The sequence below is a fragment of the Mycobacterium sp. NGS24 genome, assembly GCF_059813065.1.
This window is the reverse complement of the sequence record NZ_JCALDW010000008.1, coordinates 14,409-32,029: the sequence shown is the minus strand read 5'-3', so window position 1 is coordinate 32,029 and position 17,621 is coordinate 14,409. Positions and strand designations below refer to the sequence as shown.

Below are 17,621 nucleotides of genomic sequence, written 5' to 3'. Positions count from 1 at the left end.
CGTCATGCCCACCCTGTTGTGGTTTCGACGGGACCTGAGGCTGCGCGATCACCCGGCACTGGCCGCCGCGGCCCAGAACGACGCGGCCGGCGAGGTGCTCACCTGCTTCGTGCTCGATCCCCGGCTGGAGGCATCCTCCGGGCCGCGCCGGCTGCAGTTCCTCGGCGACTCACTGCGACAGCTCAGCAGCGACCTCGACGGTCGCCTGCTGGTGGTGCGCGGCCGGCCGGAGCAGCGAATTCCCGAGATCGTCACGAAGATCGATGCCTCCGCAGTACACATCACCGAAGACTTCGCGCCGTTCGGCCGACGCCGCGATGACAAGGTGCGCGCTGCACTGGATTCGGTTCCGCTGGTGGCCACGGGATCTCCGTATCTCGTCTCGCCCGGACGGATCACCAAGGACGACGACACCCCGTACAAGGTATTCACCCCGTACTTCAGCCGGTGGCGCGACGCGGGATGGCGGGACCCAGCCAGAACCGGTGCCGAATCCGCACACTGGCTCGACCCGTCGGCAGTCAAGATCAGGACGTGCGAGATTCCGGACCGCGGCGTCGAACTCGACCTGAAAGCCGGTGAAGCGGCCGCACTCTCGCAGTGGTCGGCATTCATCGACGACGGCATTTCGCGTTACGAGACCGATCGCAACCGGCCGGATCTGCCCGGCACCAGCCGGATGTCGGCGCACCTGAAGTTCGGCACCATCCACCCCCGGACCATGGTCGCGGATCTGAACCTGCGCCGTAAAGGCGACTCAGCGTACCTGCGGGAGTTAGCGTTCCGGGATTTCTACGCCGCGGTACTGCATCACTGGCCGCACAGCGTCTGGTGGAACTGGAACAGCGACTTCGACGCCATCCAAACCGACACCGACGCTCAGGCCGAGCGCCGGTTCGAGGCCTGGAAAGCCGGCCGGACCGGATACCCGATGGTCGATGCCGCGATGCGGCAGTTGCGCCAGACCGGGTTCATGCACAACCGGGCGCGGATGATCGTCGCCTCCTTCCTGGTCAAAGATCTGCACCTGCCGTGGCAGTGGGGCGCGGCCTGGTTCCTGGAGCAACTCGTCGACGGCGACATGGCCAACAACCAGCACGGGTGGCAGTGGTGCGCGGGCTCCGGCACCGATGCCGCCCCCTACTTCCGGGTGTTCAATCCCACCACCCAGGGTGAAAAGTTCGATCCTGCAGGCGATTACATTCGCCGCTGGGTGCCTGAGCTGGATGCCGCGACCGATGCGCATCTGCGGAAGGGGGACCGCCCGGCCAGCTATCACGAACCGATCGTCGACCATGCCGCCGAACGGACCGAGGCGCTGCGGCGTTACAGCAACATCAGCTGAAGGCTTGGGCAAAGGCTGTGCGCCGTGCCATTATCAGCCGGTTCACGGTTTCAACGGTCGCCAGAGCCCGGAGGGTGGTATGAGCCAGTCGCTGTGTCGGATGTTGATCGTCTCTGGCGCCGCAGCCGGTCTGGTGCTCGGCGCAGGCGCCTGCCACTCGTCTGACGGTGACTCGCGCGCTCGCGAGGTGGACAGGCATGTGCTGGAGAACGAGATCGCATCGCACATGACCGACTCCAGCACCGACAAGCCGCAGGCGGTGGCCTGTCCGGCCGGTCTGCCGGCTAAGGTGGGGGCACAGGTCAAATGCAAGATGAAGATCGACGGCCCACCCGACGAGGTCAACGTCACCGCCACCGTCACCAACATCGACGGCAAGACGGTGATCTACCACTTCCTGAAATCAATCGATCAGGATCGGGTCGCCAAAATGATCCGCAACAAGCAACGCAACGAGTCGGTCACGTGTCCCGAGGAATTGAAGGGTCTGGTCGGCACCAAACTGCGGTGCCAACTCATCAACGGCAACAGAACATTCGGCGTCAACGTGGTGGTCACCGACGTGCCCGGGCCCCGGGTCAACTTCAACTTCGAAATCGACGACCAGCCCCAGTGAAATCCGGCCGTGGTCAGGCCGGCAGGTTCTTCTTGATGGTCGCGTCCTGCTTCTGCGCCACCGCGGTGGCGAAATCGACAGGTGCGGCGTCCCCGGGGGGACCTTCGAAATGCAGCGTGACGGACGCCTTGCCTTCGGTGAACACCAGCAGCGTCACGGCTTTGGATTTGTCCGGCGAGGTGCCCAGCACCACGGTCCCGCCGTTACCGACCGCCACGGGTTGGGGGGTGCCGTCGATCACCCAGTTGTTCAGCGTCCCCGTCGTGCCGTTCATCGCTTCGACCGCAGCCGCAGCATCCGGCAGGACGGCGATGCTGACACTGATGATGTTGTCGCCCTTGGCATTCCGGAACGTGCCGTCCACGCCGGGGTTACCACTGGACGGGGTGGGCGGCTGCCCGACCTCGAGCGGGTCACCCGAGAGCGCCTGTAGGTCGCTCAGCGGTACCAGCAAGTTCGTGTAGTCGGTGGGCGCGACCGTGCCCGACGTCGCAGCGGGCGACGAACTGGCGCTGCCCGAGCCGGCGGCCGATGTGGTCGTCGACGAAGCCGGCGCCTTTTCGTCCTTGCTGTCACACGCGGGGACCAACGCGCCAAGGGCTATCGCCGCGGCCGCACTCAGCACCGCAATGGTCGGCGTCTTCATTGGCGCTCCCGTCATCTGTTGTCGATTCGACCACCGTTGATCGAACAGCATGGCGGGCGGCACCGCAACCGCGGCAACCCGGACTAGCGCGACGCCTTCTTACGCTCGATGTCGGCGAGGGCGGCAGCGAGTTCGGCGCGCTGCGCCGCAGAGGTCTCCCACGACAATTTCCGGTTCTTGACCACCTTGGCCGGGGCGCCGACTGCGATCGAATAGTCCGGGACGACGCCGCGCACCACCGCATGCGAACCCAGCACACAACCCCGTCCGACAGAGGTACCGCGCAACACCGAAACCTTCACCCCCACCCAGGTGTCCGGTCCGATGCGCACCGGCGACTTGATGATGCCCTGATCCTTGATCGGCAGCGTGATGTCGTCCATCCGGTGGTCGAAATCGCAGACATAACACCAGTCGGCCATCAACGCGGACTCGCCGAGCTCGATGTCCAGGTAGCAATTGATGACGTTGTCGCGTCCCAGGACCACCTTGTCGCCGAACCGCAGCGATCCTTCGTGCGCGCGGATGGTGTTCTTGTCGCCGATGTGCACCCACCGGCCGAACTCCAGCTGGGCCAGCTCGGGCGTGCAGTGGATTTCCACACCTTTGCCCAGGAACACCATCCCCCGGGTGATGATGTGCGGGTTCTGCAGCTTGAACTTCAGCAGCCGCCAATACCGCACCAGGTACCACGGCGTGTAGGCCTTGTTGCGCAACACCCATTTCAGCGACGCCAGCGTCAGGAAATTGGCTTGGCGGGGGTCTCTAAGCTGGGCGCCACGCCACCGGCGGTGCAGCGGAGCTCCCCACATGCTCGTCATGGCCCGAAAGCCTACCCGTGGAGCTACGGGTTACCCTCACCTGTACTCGGTCTCTGCTTGCCACTGAAGGATTGCCGAAAGGAAAGAGTGCTCGTCCGACGTCTCCTGGCAATCGTTGCAGCAGCCGTGCTCACCATCGGCCTCGGCGGATGCGGCAATACCGATTCGTGGGTGAACGCAGCGCCCGCACCGGGCTGGCCCGCGCAGTACGGCGACGCCGCCAACAGCAGCTACACCGCGACGGCCGGTGCCACCAAGCTCAGCCTGCGCTGGACCCGTTCGGTCAAGGGCAGCTTGGCAGCCGGTCCGGCACTGGGTGCGCGAGGCTTTCTCGCCCTGAATGCGCAGACACCCGGCGGTTGCTCCGTCATGGAGTGGGAAATCGGCAACGGGCGCCAGCGCTGGTGCATCCGGCTGATCCAGGGTGGCGGATTCGGCGGGCCGCTCTTCGACAGCTTCGACAACCTGTACGTCGGTCAGCCGGGCGCGATCATCTCCTTTCCGCCGACGCAGTGGACTCGCTGGCGCGAACCTGTCATCGGAATGCCCAGCACCCCAAGGCTTTTGGGTGACGGCCACCTGCTGGTCAGCACCCACCTGGGCCAGTTGCTGGTCTTCGACACCCATCGGGGCGCCGTGGTCGGCAGCTCGCTGGATCTGGTGGAGGGTGTCGACCCCGCCGACGCCACGCGCGGGCTGGCCGACTGCGCCCCGGCCCGCCCGGCCTGCCCGGTCGCGGCGGCTCCCGCGTTCTCCGCGGCCACCGAGACGGTGGTGGTCGGCGTGTGGCAGCCGGGAGCTCCCACAGCGGGTCTGGTCGGCCTGAAGTACCACGGGGGGCAGCTCACCCGGGAGTGGACCAGCGACGCCGTCGGCGGTGGCGCGCTGGCCAGTCCGGTGTTGTCCGCGGACGGATCAACCATCTACGTCAACGGCCGCGACCAACGGTTGTGGGCGCTGCATGCTGCCGACGGCAAACCCAAATGGTCTGCGCCGCTGGGGTTTCTGGCGCAGACACCACCATCGGTCTCCCCGCAGGGACTGATCGTGGCCGGCGGTGGCCCCGACGCCCGGCTGGTCACCTTCCGCGATGCCGGCGAGCACGCCGAGGTGCTGTGGCGGCGCGAGGATGTCACTCCGCTGTCGACGTCGACGCTGGCCGGTGACAGCGTGGCGTACACGGTCACCGCCCCGCATGAGGGCGAGCCCGGCATGTCGGTCCTGATCTTCGACCCGACCAACGGACACACGACCGCCAGCTATCCGCTCCCGGCGGCCACCGGATCTCCGGTCGGGGTCGCGGTCGGTAAGGACCGCCGCGTGGTGGTTACCACCAGCGACGGTCAGGTCTACACCTTCGACCCGGCCTAGGCCCGGGATCGTCCCTGGTCAGCGCGGCCCATCCGGGCTCCCGCGGACCTAGACGGCCAGCGGCGGGATCGCGCTGCGCGGCACCTGGACCTGAGTGGCGCCGGCGAACGACGGCAACAGCTCGCCCTGGGCGAAGTAGAAGATCACGGCGTCGTCGGTGATCGCGAAGTTCTGATAGTTGGTCGGGTCGTGACCGGCCCCGGGCGACACTCCCCCGCCCATCCCGCTCTGGTGTTCCAGTTCGCGTTGCACGATCGGGAAGATGGCGTCCAGTGGATTGCTGTTCGGCGGAAACAATGTGTCGAAGGTGATCGGCTGCTTGGTGTTCAGGTTGTAGTTGAAAGCCTTGTACCAGTTGGACGGCCGGGCCCCGCCGACGTCCTGGAAGAACTTCAGCACCACGCTGCGGGTGCGCGGCGGCAGGCCGGAGCTGTGCTGCTCGTTGGTGGCATCCATCTGGTAGGGCTGGTCGCGCCGTCCTGATCCCTGCGCGACGTTGACGAAGCCGTCGCGATTCTGCGTGATGTAGTCGGTCAGCGCCTGCTGGTCGGGATAGTCGACGGGGAACGTGAGGTCCAGCGTGTAGGTGGCACCGGACTGGTGGATGTGGCAGATCTGGGCGCCCTCGACCGCGCCACCCAGACTCGCGCACGACGGCGGCGCGGCGGCGGTGTCGGAGGCCGGCCAGCCCGCCAGCGCCACGACAGCCAGCGTCGCGGCGGCAACTAGATAACGCATCGTCGTCACTGTCCTCGAGATCAAAATGGCGGTGATGCCATATCGAGATAATCGCCGTCAGCGTACCCGGCGTTACCGGGAGGGCCGGCAAACGTATGCCACCGCGGCGCCGCCGGCCCGCGCACCGATGCGAGTGATGACGACCGACAGCGGTTCGCCGCCCCGCAACCGCATCCGGCGGCGCAACGCGTCGGGATCCACCGCGACACCGCGGACCAGGATTTCCAGCGCGCCGCAGTCCCGCGCGGACAGCGCCCGGCGCAACTGCCGCTCGTCGAACGCCACCTGTTCGAGCACCTCGAACCCCCGTACGCCCGGCGGCAGTCGGTCTCCGGACAGGTAGGCGATGTCGGGGTCGAGCTGCCACAGCCGGTGCCGGGTGGCGTAGTGGCGGACCAGCCCGGCCCGCACGACCGCGCCGTCGGGGTCGACGATCCACCGCCCTACCGGCCGGACCCGACAGTCCTCGGCGTCGGCCGAGGTGATCTGCTCGGCACGGTCCAGGATGGTGGCGCGGCGCCGCACGCCCGCCTCGGCCAGCCCGCCCCACCACAGGCAGGCCTCCCGCACCGAACCGCGGTAGGAGGTCACCTCCACCTCGCCGTCGAACCCGAGCCGGCCCACCTGGTCGAAATCGATTCCCGGCGCGCACTTCACGGCCAGATCCCGGCCGCGGTAACGCTGCAACACCTGATCGAGCGCCGGTTGGTAGTCGCGGGGGTCGAATCGGCGCCGGCCACCACCGCGCCGCGCCGGGTCGACGACGACGGCCGCGTCGCGGCTGACCGGGTGCAGCGCATCGGCACGGCACAGGTAGGCGTGCTCACCCAGGTTGTGGCCGGCCATGGCCAGCCGGACCGGGTCGATGTCGCTGCCGATGACCCGCGTCGCCACACCGCGCAAAGCAGCCAGCTCGGTGCCGATGGAACAGGTCACGTCGTGCACGACGCGCCCGGCCAGGCGGGCGGCCCGGTGCAGCGCGACGGGTGCCGCGGTGGCCTGCTGCAACGCCTCGTCGGTGCATAGCCAGCCCGCGACATCGCCCAGCGCGCCCAGCTTCTGCTGCGCTTTGCGGCGCAGCAGCGTCGTCTCCACCAGCACCGCAGCGCGGTCACCGAAGCGGGCGCGCACCGCGGAGACATCGGTGATCCGGGTGGCGTCGCTCAACTCCAGTTCGGCGACCACCGCAAGCGCGGCGGCACCGGACTCCGACCGCAGATAACGGACGGCGTCCAGGTCGAAAAGGCTCAGGAGGGTTTGACCCCGGTGATCATCACGTTGTAGAACCACCCCTTCGGCGCCACGTGGCGCCACACGTTGGCGTCCACCCAGCTCAGCGCCTTCCAGCCGTTGAACGCGAACTTCGCCCAACCCCAACCCAGACGCCCGGGCGGCACCGAGGCCTCGAAGGTGCGCACCGGCCAGCCGAACATGGCCGCGGTGAACTCCTCGCTGGCAGTCTCGACCTGGACCGCGCCAGCGTTGGCGGCCATCTGCTCGAGGTCTTCCGGTGCGAAGGTGTGCAGGTCGACGACCGCTTCCAGGGCCGCGGCCCGCGACGATTCGTCGAGCTCCTCCTGGGGTCGCCGCCAGCCGGCCAGGCCGGGCAGCTTGGTGATGTTGGTGGCGACCCGCCACGTCAACGTGGAGAGCTCGCGCGCGTAGACATTGCCGATCGAGGTCGGCTCCCCGGCGAACACGAACCGTCCGCCCGGCTTGAGCACCCGGATCACCTCGCGCAGGGACAGTTCGACGTCGGGGATGTGGTGCAGGACGGCGTGCCCGACCACCAGGTCGAAGGTGTCGTCGTCGTACGGGATGCCTTCGGCGTCGGCGACGCGACCGTCGATGTCCAGACCCAGCGACTGGCCGTTGCGGGTGGCGACCTTGACCATGCCGGGCGAGAGATCGGTGACCGATCCGCGGCGGGCCACGCCGGCCTGGATCAGGTTGAGCAGGAAGAAGCCGGTGCCACAACCCAACTCCAGGGCGCGGTCGTACGGCAACTCGTTGATCACCTCGTCGGGCACGATCGCGTCGAATCGGCCGCGCGCGTAGTCGATGCAGCGCTGGTCATACGAGATCGACCACTTGTCGTCGTAGCTCTCGGCTTCCCAGTCGTGGTAGAGCACCTGGGCGAGTTTGCTGTCGTGACGTGCGGCGGCCACCTGCTCCGCGGTCGCGTGCGGATTGGGCGCGGGGACCTCAGTACTCCTCGTCATGCAGGGCAGCCTAACGGGCGCGGTGACTGCCCGTGGTCCGGGCGCCCTGACCAGCGGCGAACACCTCGACGTACCGGCGTTGTTCGGCGGCCAACCGCTCGGCCTCCGACGGCGCGCCGTACACGTCGTTGATCCCGGCCTTGGCCGCTGCCAGAGCCGGCGCCGGACCGTCCAGGAAGCGTCTGGCCCAATCCGCCGCCGCGTCGTAGACGTGGTCGGGGGCCACCATGTCGTCGATCAGGCCCAGCGCCAGCGCCTCCTCGGCGTCGAAGAAACGCCCGCTGAACACCAGTTCCTTGGCCCGGCTGGAGCCGACGACGTGAGTGAGCCGGGCCATCCCGCCGCCGCCGGGCACCAGGCCGGCCAGGATCTCGGTCGCGCCGAACTTCACGTTGTCGCCGCTCACCCGCCAGTCCGCGGCCAGGGCCAGCGTCAGGCCGGCGCCCAGCGCGTAGCCGGTGATGGCGGCGACGGTGGGTTTGGGGATGGCGGCAACCGCGTCGATCGCGTCGCACCGGACCTGTGCTGCGGTACCGGCTTCGGCGGCGTCCAGGGTCTGCAACTCGGGCATGTCGTCACCGGCGGTGAAGATGTCGTGACCACCGAACAGGATCACCGCGGCGACGTCGTCGCGGCGGCCCAGTTCGTCGGCGGCGGCGATGATCTCCCGGTACACCTGCCGGGTCAGCCCGTTGGTCGGTGCCCGCGACAGCAGCAGCATGGCCAGCCCGGCATCCTGCGAGCCGTCACTGACCACCACGCTCACGAATTCGCTCAAAGCGGCCAGTCCATGAAGCCGCCCGCTGTGCGTGCCTGGTGATAACGGTCGGAGTCGAAGAACTCGAACACCCAGTTGTCGCCGCGCTTTTCCAGCAGCGGCTGGACCGCGACGATCTGCCGCTGCACGGCCAGCACGTCGGCGACGGTCCGACCGGCCAGCGCGTCCAACTGCGTCCACGTAGGCGGCAGCAGCACGTTGCGGCCGGCTTCGAAATCGGCGATGGTGTCCTGCGGCAGCGCCCATTCGGCCCGGTCGGACTCGGTGTTCTCGCCGTCGGCGCGCTGTCCCTCCGGCAGCGCCGCGACGAAGAAGTAGGTGTCGTAGCGCCGGGTGCGCTCGGCTTCCGGGGTCACCCAATTCGCCCAGGGCCGCAACAGATCGGCGCGCAACACCAGGTTCTCCCGACGCAGGAAGTCGGCGAAGGACAGCGTGTGGTCGGCCAGGGCACGACGAGCGTCGCCGTACACCGAGGCGTCGCCGACGATGCCGTCCGGATCGTCGGCCGGCCCGGCGAACAACACACCGGACTCCTCGAAGGTTTCCCGCGCCGCGGCACAGACCAGCGCCTCAGCCAGGTCGGTGGCGATGCCGAACCGGTCGGCCCACCACTGCGGCGGCGGTCCCGCCCAGCCGATATCGGCGTTGCGGTCGCGGTCGTCGACCCCGCCGCCGGGAAAGACGATCACCCCGGGGGCGAACTCCATCTGCGAGTGCCGGCGCATCAGGAAGACGTTCAGGCCGGCGGGCGCATCGCGCACCAGCATCACCGTCGACGCCGGGCGCGGTGTCAGGGGCACCTGTGGTTCGTTCACTGTTGTCTCCGATGGGCTGCTCGCGCGCGGACCCGGCGCGCAAAGTACCGGCCGTCCACCACGTCCAGCGCGATCCGCTGTCCGAATGCCGCGGACAGGTTCTCGGCGGTCAGCACGTCCGGCAGCAGACCCGAGGCGACCACCTGCCCTTCCGACAGCAACAGGCAGTGACTGAAACCCGGCGGCACCTCTTCGACGTGATGAGTCACCAGCACCTGCGCCGGCGCGTCGGGGTCGGCGGCCAGGTCGGTCAGCCGCGCCACCAGCTCCTCACGGCCCCCGAGGTCCAGGCCGGCGGCGGGCTCGTCCAGCAGCAGCAGTTCGGGGTCAGTCATCAGAGCGCGGGCGATCAGCACCCGTTTGCGCTCCCCCTCGGACAACGTGCCGTAGCGGCGGTCGGACAGGTGCTCGGCGCCCAGGCTCTCCAGGGTGTCCAGCGCGCGCCGGTAGTCCAGCTCCTCGTAGGCCTCCCGCCACCGCCCCAGCACCGAATAGCCGGCCGAGACCACCAGGTCACGCACCACTTCGTTGTCGGGCACCCGCTGCGCCAGCGACGACGAGCTCAGGCCGATCCGCGATCGCAGTTCGGAGACGTCGACGCGGCCCAGCCGCTCCCCCAGCACGAACGCGACACCGGTCGACGGGTGCTCGGTGGCGGCGGCGATGCGCAGCAACGATGTCTTGCCGGCCCCGTTCGGGCCGATGATCACCCAGCGCTCGTCGAGTTCGACCGCCCAGTCCAGCGGGCCCACCAGCGTGCGTCCGCCCCGGCGCAGCGACACGTTCCTGAAGTCGATCAGCAGATCGGGATCGGCGTCCAGTTCGGCCACCCGATTATGGTGCCGTACCGGGGCACCGCCTCGGTTGCCGGGTCGCCCTCCCCGGGAGCTACAGATCGTTGCCGGCATAGGACAGGTTGAAACTCTTATTGGCCAGCGGAAAGTCCGCGACGATCGTGTCGGCCATCGCGACCGGCAGGGCCGGCCAGTTGAACCAGGACGGGTCCACCACCTTGCACCGCGTGATCGCCCCGGCGGAGGCGTCGATCTCGACCCGGTGCACCACCGTGCCGCGCCACCCCTCCACGATCCCGACGCCGCTGCCGCCGGTTTCGGGCAGCGACGCCTGATACCGCAGCGGGCCGTCCCGCTGCTCGAGCACGGCACAGAGCAGCGCGACCGACGCCGCGAACTCGTCGCGCCGAACCAGGTAGCGGGCCAGCACGTCACCGTCGGTGCGCATCACCGTGGTGACGGGCAATGCCATCGTCGGATGATCGACGCGCGCGTCGGTGCCGATGCCGCTGGCGCGCGCCACGTATCCCAGGCACCCCATGGCGCGGGCGTCCGCCCCGGCCAGCACCGCGGTCTCGGCGAACCGGTCGTAGATCCCGGAGTTGCGCAGCGTCAATTCGCTGATCTCGGCCACCTCGCGGGCCAGTGCGCGCAATTCCCCGGTATCGGGAGCGCTTGCAGGACAACACCTCCGGGGGTGACGGTGCCGCGCAACAGCCGGTGGCCGGCCACGCGTCCGTTGATGCGCAACAGGCGCTCGCGGATGCGCTGGGCATGGGCGTTGGCCAGCGCGAAACCCACATCGCTGGCCAGTGCGCCCAGATCGCCGGCGTGATTGTAGAGACGCTCGAGTTCGACCAGCACCGCGCGCAGCGCGTGCACGGGTTGCGGGACCTCGATTCCCAGCGCCTCCTCCACCGCAAGGCTGTACGCCAGGGCGTGCGCGACTGCGCTGTCGCCGCTGACACGTCCGGCCAGTTCGACGCCGGCGTCGACGGGCCGGCCCTCGAAGAGCTTTTCGATCCCCCGGTGTACGAACCACAGTCGCGCCTTGAGCCGCAGCACGGATTCACCGATCATGGAGAACCGGAAGTGGCCCGGCTCGATCAGGCCGGCATGTACGGGTCCGACCGGAATCTCGTACACCCCCGGCCCGTCGACGTCCACGAACGGAAACCCGCCTACCGTCGCGAACTCCGGTGGCCGTCCGGCGGCACGCCGCATCGGATGCCAGTCCTGCGGCCAGTGCGCGTGTTTGACCAGCCGTCGCGGCTGCGGATGTCCTTGGGGCACAACCCCGTACAGATCCATCATCTCCCGCTCGAAGCGGCCCGCCGGGATGGACAGGTGTCCCAGCGACGGCACCGACGGGTTGTTCTTACCGGTGGTCAGGGTGAGCTCGACCCGGCGGTCCGGCCGGGCGGCCAGCAACAGGTAGACCACGCGCAGGCAGTCGCCGTCGTCGTGGGCGGCCACCAGGGCCAGCCGAAACCCGTTGTCCAGCAACTCCCCTACGGCTTGCGCCAGTTCACCGGCAGGGACCTCGCGGCGCAGTCTCTGCGGCTGCATCAGCCCACACCGAACTGGCCGGCGGCCGTGGTGAACAGTCCGGTCAGCGGACCCGCGGTCACGCCCAGCGCCAGTGACACCAAGATCCCGGTGACCAGGGCGGCCGAAACCGTGGCGGGCACGGCGATCGGCGGCGCGCCCGGGTCCGGCGCGCCCAATAGGATGCGCTGCGCCTTACCGACCAGCGCCGCGAATGCCACCACCATCAGCAGCAGCGCGACCCCGAGCACCCAGGACAGCCGCGCGTCGGCCAGCGACCGGGCGATGGATACCTCGCTGGCGAACATCGCGAACGGCGGCAATCCCAGCAGGGCGACGAGTCCGACAGCGAACGCCAGACCGATCAGCCGGGACCGCGCCAGCACGGCACGGATGTCGTCGATGGCCGACGAGTCGTGCGCGGCCTGCAACTGCCCACCGGCCAGGAACAGCACCGTCTTGCCGACGCCGTGGGCCAGCACGTGCAACAGCAGGGCGGCGATCGCCAGCTTGGTTCCCGCGGCGGCGGCCACCGCGATCAGCCCCATGTTCTCCATCGACGAATAGGCGAGCATGCGTTTGAGATCGGTTGCGACGGTGAGTAACAATGCGGCGATCAATACCGTGGCCAGCCCGACGGTCAACAGTCCGGCGCGCAGGAATCCCGGGCCCACCGCGGCGTCGACGATCGGCCGCAGCCGGATCAGCACCGAGAACGCCACCGAGAGCAGCACCCCGCTCATCAACGCCGATACCGGCGCCGGCGCCTGGCTGTGCGCGTCGGCCAGCCAGCCGTGGAACGGCACCAGCCCCACCTTGGCTCCGTACCCGATCAGCAGCAGACCGCCGGCCAGGCGGGTCACCGCCGGGTTGAGGTGTGCGCCGAGGGCAGCCAGCACGTCGAGGTTCAGCGCGCTCGACGCGTCGGCGCCACTGTGCAGGGCGGCGAAGTACAGCAGCACCGTGCCGAGGAAAGCCACCGCGATTCCGACCGAGCAGATCACCACGTACTTCCAGGTGGCCTCCAGCGCCGTGGCGGTACGGCGATGCCCCACCAGAAACGCAGTGATCACCGTGGTTGCCTCGATCGCAACCCAGATCACGCCGATGTTGTTGGCCGACACCGCAACTGCCATGGCGGCCAGGAACGCCGGGACCAGGGTTCCGTAGCGTCGCGCGTCGCGGTGGTCGGTATGACCGTGGGCGAGTTCGGCGTCGATGTAGCCGATGCTCGCCCAAGTGGCCAGGGTGCCGACGACACCGATGACGATCAGCATGGTCAGCGACAACGCGTCGGTGCGCAGCACACCGCCGAGCGCGAGGTGCTGTCGGGCACCGGTCAGCACCGCCAGCGTCACAGCGCTGACCAGGATGACCACGGCGGACAGCATGGTCAGCACGGCGGTGACCCGCCGCCATCCGCCCACCAGCGCGATCAGCGCGGCGAGCACGGGCGCCAGTATCGGCGCCAGAATCACGCCCGTCATCTAGTCTCGCAATCTCTGCAGCCGGTCCAGTTCGGCACCGCCGAAGGTGCGCCGCAGCCGGCCGGTCAACACCCCCAGCACGATCAGCGCGAACAGCACATCCAGTGAGGCGCCCAGTTCCACGATCAGTGGCACCCCGGCGGTCAGCAGGAACGCCGTCGCCGTGATTCCGTTGTCCAGCATCAAAAATCCCGCGGCCTGCGAGATGGCGTGCTGGCGGGTGACCATCACGAACAGAGCGATCAACACGACCGCGAATCCGGCCGGTGCGGTTGACACCGCCGCGTCGGGATACAGGTCGACCAGTGGCCGGGTGACGGCCAGCGCGATCACCGTCAGCACCGCCGCCATCAGCAGCGAGGCGGTGGTGTTCACCAACGGTGTCGCCTCACGCTGGTGATATTGCTCGGCGCCCAGTGCACGCGCCAGCAGCACCGGCAGCACCACCCCGCGCAGCGCGATCAGCGCCACCCCGACCGCGAGGAGCTCCCAATGATGCTGCCGCACAGCAAGAATCACCGGGATGGCGCCGAGCGCGACGCCCTGCAGCGCCAGCAGCCGCACGATGGAACGCAGGTCGCGTCGCCAGACGATCAACACCGCGGCCAGCACCAGCCCACCCGGTGCCAGGTCGAGCACCTCGACAAAAGTATCGGTCACGTCATCACCCCTGCGCCGCAAAGAAATTCGCCGAACAGACGGCCAACAGCGCCAACAGGAAGGAACCGGCCAGCAATTCAGGAACCCGGAACAGTCGCAGCTTTGCGATGAACACCTCCGCGCCGGCCAGCACCACCGCGGCGACGGCGACCTTCACGCTGATCGCCACGATGCCGATCCCGACTCCGAGCAGCGTCGGGTCTTCTCCGGCGATCCCCCACGGGATGAACAGATTCGCCAGCAGCGCTAGCAGCACGGTGAGCCGCATGCCGCCGGCCCACTCCACGAGAGCGAGCCTGGGCCCGGCGTATTCGAGCACCATAGCCTCGTGCACCATGGTGAGCTCCAGGTGGGTGGCCGGATTATCCACGGGCAGGCGTCCGGTCTCGGCGATGACGACGATCACCAGCGCGACGAACGCCAGGACGCCCGTCAACGACACCACCGTCCCGGGATTGCCCAGGGTGAAGCCGACGATCGCACCCAGATTGGCTGAATGAGCGGGGACGGATAACGCGAAAATGGCCAACAGGATCGTCGGCTCCACCAGCGCCGCGATAGTGAGTTCGCGGCTGGCGCCCATCCCACCGAAGGCGGTGCCGGTGTCGATTCCGGCCAGCGCCAGGGCGACGGTGCCCAGGAACAGCAACCCGACGACCGCGAACAGATCGGCGACCGGGTCCAGCGGCGAACCCATCGCCACCAGCGGAACGATCGCAGCGATCAGCACGGTGGTGGCCGCCAACACCACTGGCGCGCAGGCGAAGACCCAGGTAGTGCCCTCGGGCGTGATCTGCTGTTTGCGCAACAACTTGCGCAGGTCGCGCCAGGGCTGCAGAACGCCTGCGCCGCAACGACCTTCCGATCGCGCCCGGACCTGGCGCATCAATCCGAGCACCAGCGGCGCTCCGGCCAGCACGGCACCGATCTGTGCTGCACCGGCCGCCACGGACAGCGCGGTCACGGCGGTCAACGCGCCACCACCAGGATGACCAGCACGCCCAGCGCGCCGTAGCCCAGGTAGCGGTGGACACTGCCGTTGTGGGCGCGCCGCACCGCCTCGGCGCACGCCGTGACGGCGGCCAACACCGGCGCGTACAGCCGGTCCTCGATGGCGTCGGAGATTCTGGCGCGGTAGGCGATGCGTTCGACGTGATAGCGGGTCTCTTCCAGGTGGGTCACTTCGATGCCCGTGTCGGGCCGCAGCACATCCTCGAAGACCCGCTGCAGGGGTTGGGCGAAAGCTGTTGCGGTGTATTGCATCCGGGGGCTCAACTGATCGGATCCGCAGGCCCACAACGGTGACTGCCGGGACTCGGGGCGGTGCCGCGATCCCCAGCGGGCCAGGCCCAGCACGATCAGTACCGCCGCGGCCAACGCGGCGGCGAGCAGGGTGGGCGCGATCGAACTGCCGAAGCCGGGCAGTCGCAGCACCACGCCCAGGCCGGTGAGGTCGGCGCGCCGGAAGGGCGGGATGGTGTCCAGCACCGACTGCAGAGTGCCGGTGAGTATGAACGGCACGACGGCGACGGCGGCACAACCGATCGCTGCGACGGCCATGCCGGCCAGCAAGCTGACGGGCGACTCGCATGCCTGCTCGGCGCCCGCCGACCGCGCCCGCGCCAGGAAGCCGGTGCCGAACGCCTTCACCATCGCGGCCACCCCCAGGCCGGCGGTCAGCGCAACCACGCCGATGCCGAGCGGTGTCACCAGGCCCAGGAAGGTGTGTTCGGGACGGGCGTGGATCAGCGATTGCACCAGCAGCCACTCGCTGGCGAATCCCGCACCCAGCGGCAGACCGGACGCACCCAGCGCAGCCAGTGCGAAAAGCATTGTGGTGTAGGGCATCTTGCGGGCCAGGCCACCCAGTCGGTCCAGATCGCGCTGACCGGTCGCCACCAGGACCGACCCGGCGGCCATGAACCCGAGGCTCTTGAACGCGGCGTGCGCCACCAGGTGCAGCAACGCTGCCGTCATCGCGACAACGGCGGCAGCAGCTGCCCCGGACGCCGACAACAAGGTGGCCGCGCCCAATGCCAACACCACCAGACCCATGTTCTCGATCGTCGAATATCCAAGTAGGCGTTTGAGATCGGCGGCCACCGATGCCTGCAGCACCCCGTACAGCGCGGAGACGGCACCGACGGCGAGCAGCGTCGCACCCCACCACCGCGGCCCAGGACCAAGTAGCTGCACGTCGATCCGGATGATCCCGTAGATACCGAGGTTGACCATGGCGGCGCTCATCAATGCCGACACCGGACTCGGCGCCTCCGGGTGCGCGCGGGGCAACCAGGCATGCACCGGCAGCAGGCCGGCCTTGGAACCGAAACCCGCCAGCGTCAACAGAAACACCGCAGTTCGTGCCGCATCCGGCACCCCGGACATGTCGGCGAACCGCTCCGTACCGGCTGCCGCGCCCAACACCATCAGTCCGAGCAGCACCGCGGCGAAACCGAGTTGTGTCAGCACCACGTAATACACTGCGGCGGAGCGGACTTCGGCGCGCTGGTGATCGGTGGCGAGCAGGATCAGCGACGTGAGTGCCATCAGCTCCCAGGTCAGCAAGAAGGTGCTCACCGATCCCGCGGCAGGCACCAGCAGCATCGTCGCGACGAACAGCGGCAGCGTCACCTGTGCGACGCGACCGAGCCGCTCACGTCGCAGGTATCCGATGCTGTAGATGCCGACGCCGACAGCGACCGCGCCCGTCAGGGCCATGAAGTAGCCGCCCAACCGGCCGACGTCGAACTCCACGCCGCACAGCGGCAGCAGCCAGGGCACGCGCACCCGGGTCTGCCCGCCGGACAGCGCGGCCAGCCCCAGCACCACCCCGGTGGCACCGATTCCAGCCGTCGCCACACCACTGAGGGCCGCACCCGTCCCCGAGTGGGACAACGGTCGCGTCACCGCCCCGTCACCGACCGCAGAGCCGCGACCACCTGGTCCGGCGAAGGTGGGCAGCCGGGGATTTCGACGTCGACCGCGACCACCTCACCGACCGCACCGATCACCCCGTAGGCGTCGGCGAACACCCCCCGGTTGATGGCACAGTCGCCGCAGGCGATCACCACCCGCGGTTGCGGCGTGGCTGCCAAGGTATTGCGCAGCGGCTGGACCATGTTGCGCGTCACCACTCCGGTGACCAGGAGCGCGTCGGCGTGCCGCGGCGACGCCACCAACCGGGCGCCGAATCGCTCGGCGTCGTAGACCGGTCCGAACGCCCCGGCGATCTCCACCTCGCAGCCGTTGCAGGAACCGGCGTCGACGTGCCGGATCTGCAGCGATCCAGCCACTCCGGCGGGTGGCGCCGCCGGTGTATCCGGCCGGGGGCCGGCGCTTTCGGCGACCCGGCCCAGCCGAAATATCCTGCCCAGCCAGCTCATTCGCGCAAGTCCTCGAGCATGGCGACCTGGCCGCTGAGCAGCCCGGTCAGCACCCGTCTCGCCACGGCCATCAGCTCGGCGATCAGCGGCGAGGTGATCGAGTAGGTCACGCTGTTGCCCTCTTTGGCAGCGGTGACGACGCCCGCGCGGCGCAACACGGCAAGTTGCTGGGACAGGTTGGAGGCTTCCAGGCCGACCTCGGACAGCAGCTCGGCCACGGTGTGGTCGCGCTCGGAGAGCAGCTCCAGGATCCGGACCCGGGCGGGGTGACCCAGCGTCTTGAAGAACTCTGCCTTCAGCGTGTACAGCGGCTGCGACACCAGACCTCGCTCGGAGTTTAACGATTTAACAATTGAAGAATTTATCATCTGTTAAGCAGGCCGGCACCGCGGGC

At 68.7% G+C, this 17,621-nt stretch carries 17 protein-coding genes and 1 pseudogene; 3 read left to right on the top strand and 15 right to left on the bottom strand.

The genetic code is table 11. The annotated features are described in order from the left end of the window. Nucleotides 1-4 precede the first annotated feature (4 nt). Together AC5Y6Y_RS12890 and AC5Y6Y_RS12885 are read left to right on the top strand one after the other, a co-directional pair. Complete coding sequence (locus AC5Y6Y_RS12890) at nucleotides 5-1,345, top strand: cryptochrome/photolyase family protein (protein ID WP_473138983.1); 1,341 nt, start codon at nucleotides 5-7, stop codon at nucleotides 1,343-1,345. A 79-nt stretch (nucleotides 1,346-1,424) separates the two neighbouring features. Then, entirely contained in the window at nucleotides 1,425-1,961 is a 537-nt protein-coding gene (locus AC5Y6Y_RS12885) for a DUF4333 domain-containing protein (protein ID WP_463827138.1), read from the top strand. Between the two features lie 13 nt (nucleotides 1,962-1,974). On the opposite strand, the gene AC5Y6Y_RS12880 is transcribed toward AC5Y6Y_RS12885, so the two are convergent. Both AC5Y6Y_RS12880 and AC5Y6Y_RS12875 read right to left on the bottom strand, forming a co-directional pair. After that, on the bottom strand, nucleotides 1,975-2,607 hold the full coding sequence (locus AC5Y6Y_RS12880; protein WP_463827139.1) for a hypothetical protein: 633 nt from the start codon (nucleotides 2,605-2,607) through the stop codon (nucleotides 1,975-1,977). A gap of 83 nt (nucleotides 2,608-2,690) precedes the next feature. Then, complete coding sequence (locus AC5Y6Y_RS12875) at nucleotides 2,691-3,428, bottom strand: acyltransferase (protein ID WP_463827140.1); 738 nt, start codon at nucleotides 3,426-3,428, stop codon at nucleotides 2,691-2,693. 111 nt (nucleotides 3,429-3,539) lie between these two features. On the opposite strand from AC5Y6Y_RS12875, the gene AC5Y6Y_RS12870 reads away from it, so the two are divergent. Continuing rightward, nucleotides 3,540-4,799 (top strand): outer membrane protein assembly factor BamB family protein, encoded by a 1,260-nt coding sequence (locus AC5Y6Y_RS12870; protein ID WP_473139257.1) that lies wholly within the window; start codon nucleotides 3,540-3,542, stop codon nucleotides 4,797-4,799. A 48-nt stretch (nucleotides 4,800-4,847) separates the two neighbouring features. On the opposite strand, the gene AC5Y6Y_RS12865 is transcribed toward AC5Y6Y_RS12870, so the two are convergent. The 13 genes and pseudogenes from AC5Y6Y_RS12865 to AC5Y6Y_RS12805 all read right to left on the bottom strand — a co-directional run bounded on the left by AC5Y6Y_RS12865 (nucleotide 4,848) and on the right by AC5Y6Y_RS12805 (nucleotide 17,547). Beyond that, nucleotides 4,848-5,537, bottom strand: coding sequence for an esterase (locus tag AC5Y6Y_RS12865; RefSeq protein WP_463827141.1), 690 nt, complete (start codon nucleotides 5,535-5,537; stop codon nucleotides 4,848-4,850). A 72-nt stretch (nucleotides 5,538-5,609) separates the two neighbouring features. Continuing rightward, nucleotides 5,610-6,827, bottom strand: a complete 1,218-nt coding sequence (locus AC5Y6Y_RS12860; RefSeq protein ID WP_473138984.1) for a class I SAM-dependent methyltransferase — start codon at nucleotides 6,825-6,827, stop codon at nucleotides 5,610-5,612. After that, nucleotides 6,785-7,759, bottom strand: coding sequence for a class I SAM-dependent methyltransferase (locus AC5Y6Y_RS12855; protein ID WP_463827143.1), 975 nt, complete (start codon nucleotides 7,757-7,759; stop codon nucleotides 6,785-6,787). The genes AC5Y6Y_RS12860 and AC5Y6Y_RS12855 overlap by 43 nt, the downstream gene beginning before the upstream one ends. Before the next feature lie 10 nt (nucleotides 7,760-7,769). Further along, nucleotides 7,770-8,537, bottom strand: a complete 768-nt coding sequence (locus AC5Y6Y_RS12850; RefSeq protein ID WP_473138985.1) for an enoyl-CoA hydratase — start codon at nucleotides 8,535-8,537, stop codon at nucleotides 7,770-7,772. Then, nucleotides 8,534-9,352 (bottom strand): NUDIX hydrolase, encoded by an 819-nt coding sequence (locus AC5Y6Y_RS12845; RefSeq protein WP_473138986.1) that lies wholly within the window; start codon nucleotides 9,350-9,352, stop codon nucleotides 8,534-8,536. Before AC5Y6Y_RS12845 ends, AC5Y6Y_RS12850 begins: the two co-directional genes overlap by 4 nt. Further along, the gene (locus AC5Y6Y_RS12840; RefSeq protein ID WP_463827146.1) at nucleotides 9,349-10,182 is read right to left on the bottom strand and encodes an ABC transporter ATP-binding protein; all 834 of its coding nucleotides are present in this window, start codon (nucleotides 10,180-10,182) and stop codon (nucleotides 9,349-9,351) included. Before AC5Y6Y_RS12840 ends, AC5Y6Y_RS12845 begins: the two co-directional genes overlap by 4 nt. Nucleotides 10,183-10,240: 58 nt before the next feature. Further along, nucleotides 10,241-11,718, bottom strand: a pseudogene (locus tag AC5Y6Y_RS12835) (hydrogenase large subunit). Next, nucleotides 11,715-13,181 carry a proton-conducting transporter transmembrane domain-containing protein gene (locus AC5Y6Y_RS12830; protein WP_473138987.1) on the bottom strand — a complete coding sequence of 489 codons (1,467 nt, stop codon included), beginning with the start codon at nucleotides 13,179-13,181 and terminating at the stop codon, nucleotides 11,715-11,717. Before AC5Y6Y_RS12830 ends, AC5Y6Y_RS12835 begins: the two are co-directional and overlap by 4 nt. Continuing rightward, the gene (locus AC5Y6Y_RS12825) at nucleotides 13,182-13,841 is read right to left on the bottom strand and encodes a hypothetical protein (RefSeq protein ID WP_463827148.1); all 660 of its coding nucleotides are present in this window, start codon (nucleotides 13,839-13,841) and stop codon (nucleotides 13,182-13,184) included. Between the two features lie 4 nt (nucleotides 13,842-13,845). Continuing rightward, complete coding sequence (locus tag AC5Y6Y_RS12820) at nucleotides 13,846-14,796, bottom strand: respiratory chain complex I subunit 1 family protein (protein WP_473139258.1); 951 nt, start codon at nucleotides 14,794-14,796, stop codon at nucleotides 13,846-13,848. A gap of 14 nt (nucleotides 14,797-14,810) precedes the next feature. Beyond that, the gene (locus tag AC5Y6Y_RS12815) at nucleotides 14,811-16,703 is read right to left on the bottom strand and encodes a proton-conducting transporter transmembrane domain-containing protein (RefSeq protein ID WP_499930101.1); all 1,893 of its coding nucleotides are present in this window, start codon (nucleotides 16,701-16,703) and stop codon (nucleotides 14,811-14,813) included. Between the two features lie 44 nt (nucleotides 16,704-16,747). After that, nucleotides 16,748-17,227: an NADH-quinone oxidoreductase subunit B family protein gene (locus AC5Y6Y_RS12810; protein WP_473138989.1), complete on the bottom strand. Its 480-nt coding sequence runs from the start codon at nucleotides 17,225-17,227 to the stop codon at nucleotides 16,748-16,750. Further along, complete coding sequence (locus AC5Y6Y_RS12805) at nucleotides 17,224-17,547, bottom strand: ArsR/SmtB family transcription factor (RefSeq protein WP_463827151.1); 324 nt, start codon at nucleotides 17,545-17,547, stop codon at nucleotides 17,224-17,226. The genes AC5Y6Y_RS12810 and AC5Y6Y_RS12805 overlap by 4 nt, the downstream gene beginning before the upstream one ends. Nucleotides 17,548-17,621 lie beyond the last annotated feature (74 nt).

Excerpts from the sequence above, each read along its gene's own strand:
- AC5Y6Y_RS12890 (WP_473138983.1), top strand. The coding sequence starts at position 5 with ATGCCCACCCTGTTGTGGTTTCGACGGGACCTGAGGCTGCGCGATCAC.
- AC5Y6Y_RS12885 (WP_463827138.1), top strand. The coding sequence starts at position 1,425 with ATGAGCCAGTCGCTGTGTCGGATGTTGATCGTCTCTGGCGCCGCAGCC.
- AC5Y6Y_RS12880 (WP_463827139.1), bottom strand. The coding sequence starts at position 2,607 with ATGAAGACGCCGACCATTGCGGTGCTGAGTGCGGCCGCGGCGATAGCC.
- AC5Y6Y_RS12875 (WP_463827140.1), bottom strand. The coding sequence starts at position 3,428 with ATGACGAGCATGTGGGGAGCTCCGCTGCACCGCCGGTGGCGTGGCGCC.
- AC5Y6Y_RS12865 (WP_463827141.1), bottom strand. The coding sequence starts at position 5,537 with ATGCGTTATCTAGTTGCCGCCGCGACGCTGGCTGTCGTGGCGCTGGCG.
- AC5Y6Y_RS12855 (WP_463827143.1), bottom strand. The coding sequence starts at position 7,759 with ATGACGAGGAGTACTGAGGTCCCCGCGCCCAATCCGCACGCGACCGCG.
- AC5Y6Y_RS12830 (WP_473138987.1), bottom strand. The coding sequence starts at position 13,181 with ATGACGGGCGTGATTCTGGCGCCGATACTGGCGCCCGTGCTCGCCGCG.
- AC5Y6Y_RS12810 (WP_473138989.1), bottom strand. The coding sequence starts at position 17,227 with ATGAGCTGGCTGGGCAGGATATTTCGGCTGGGCCGGGTCGCCGAAAGC.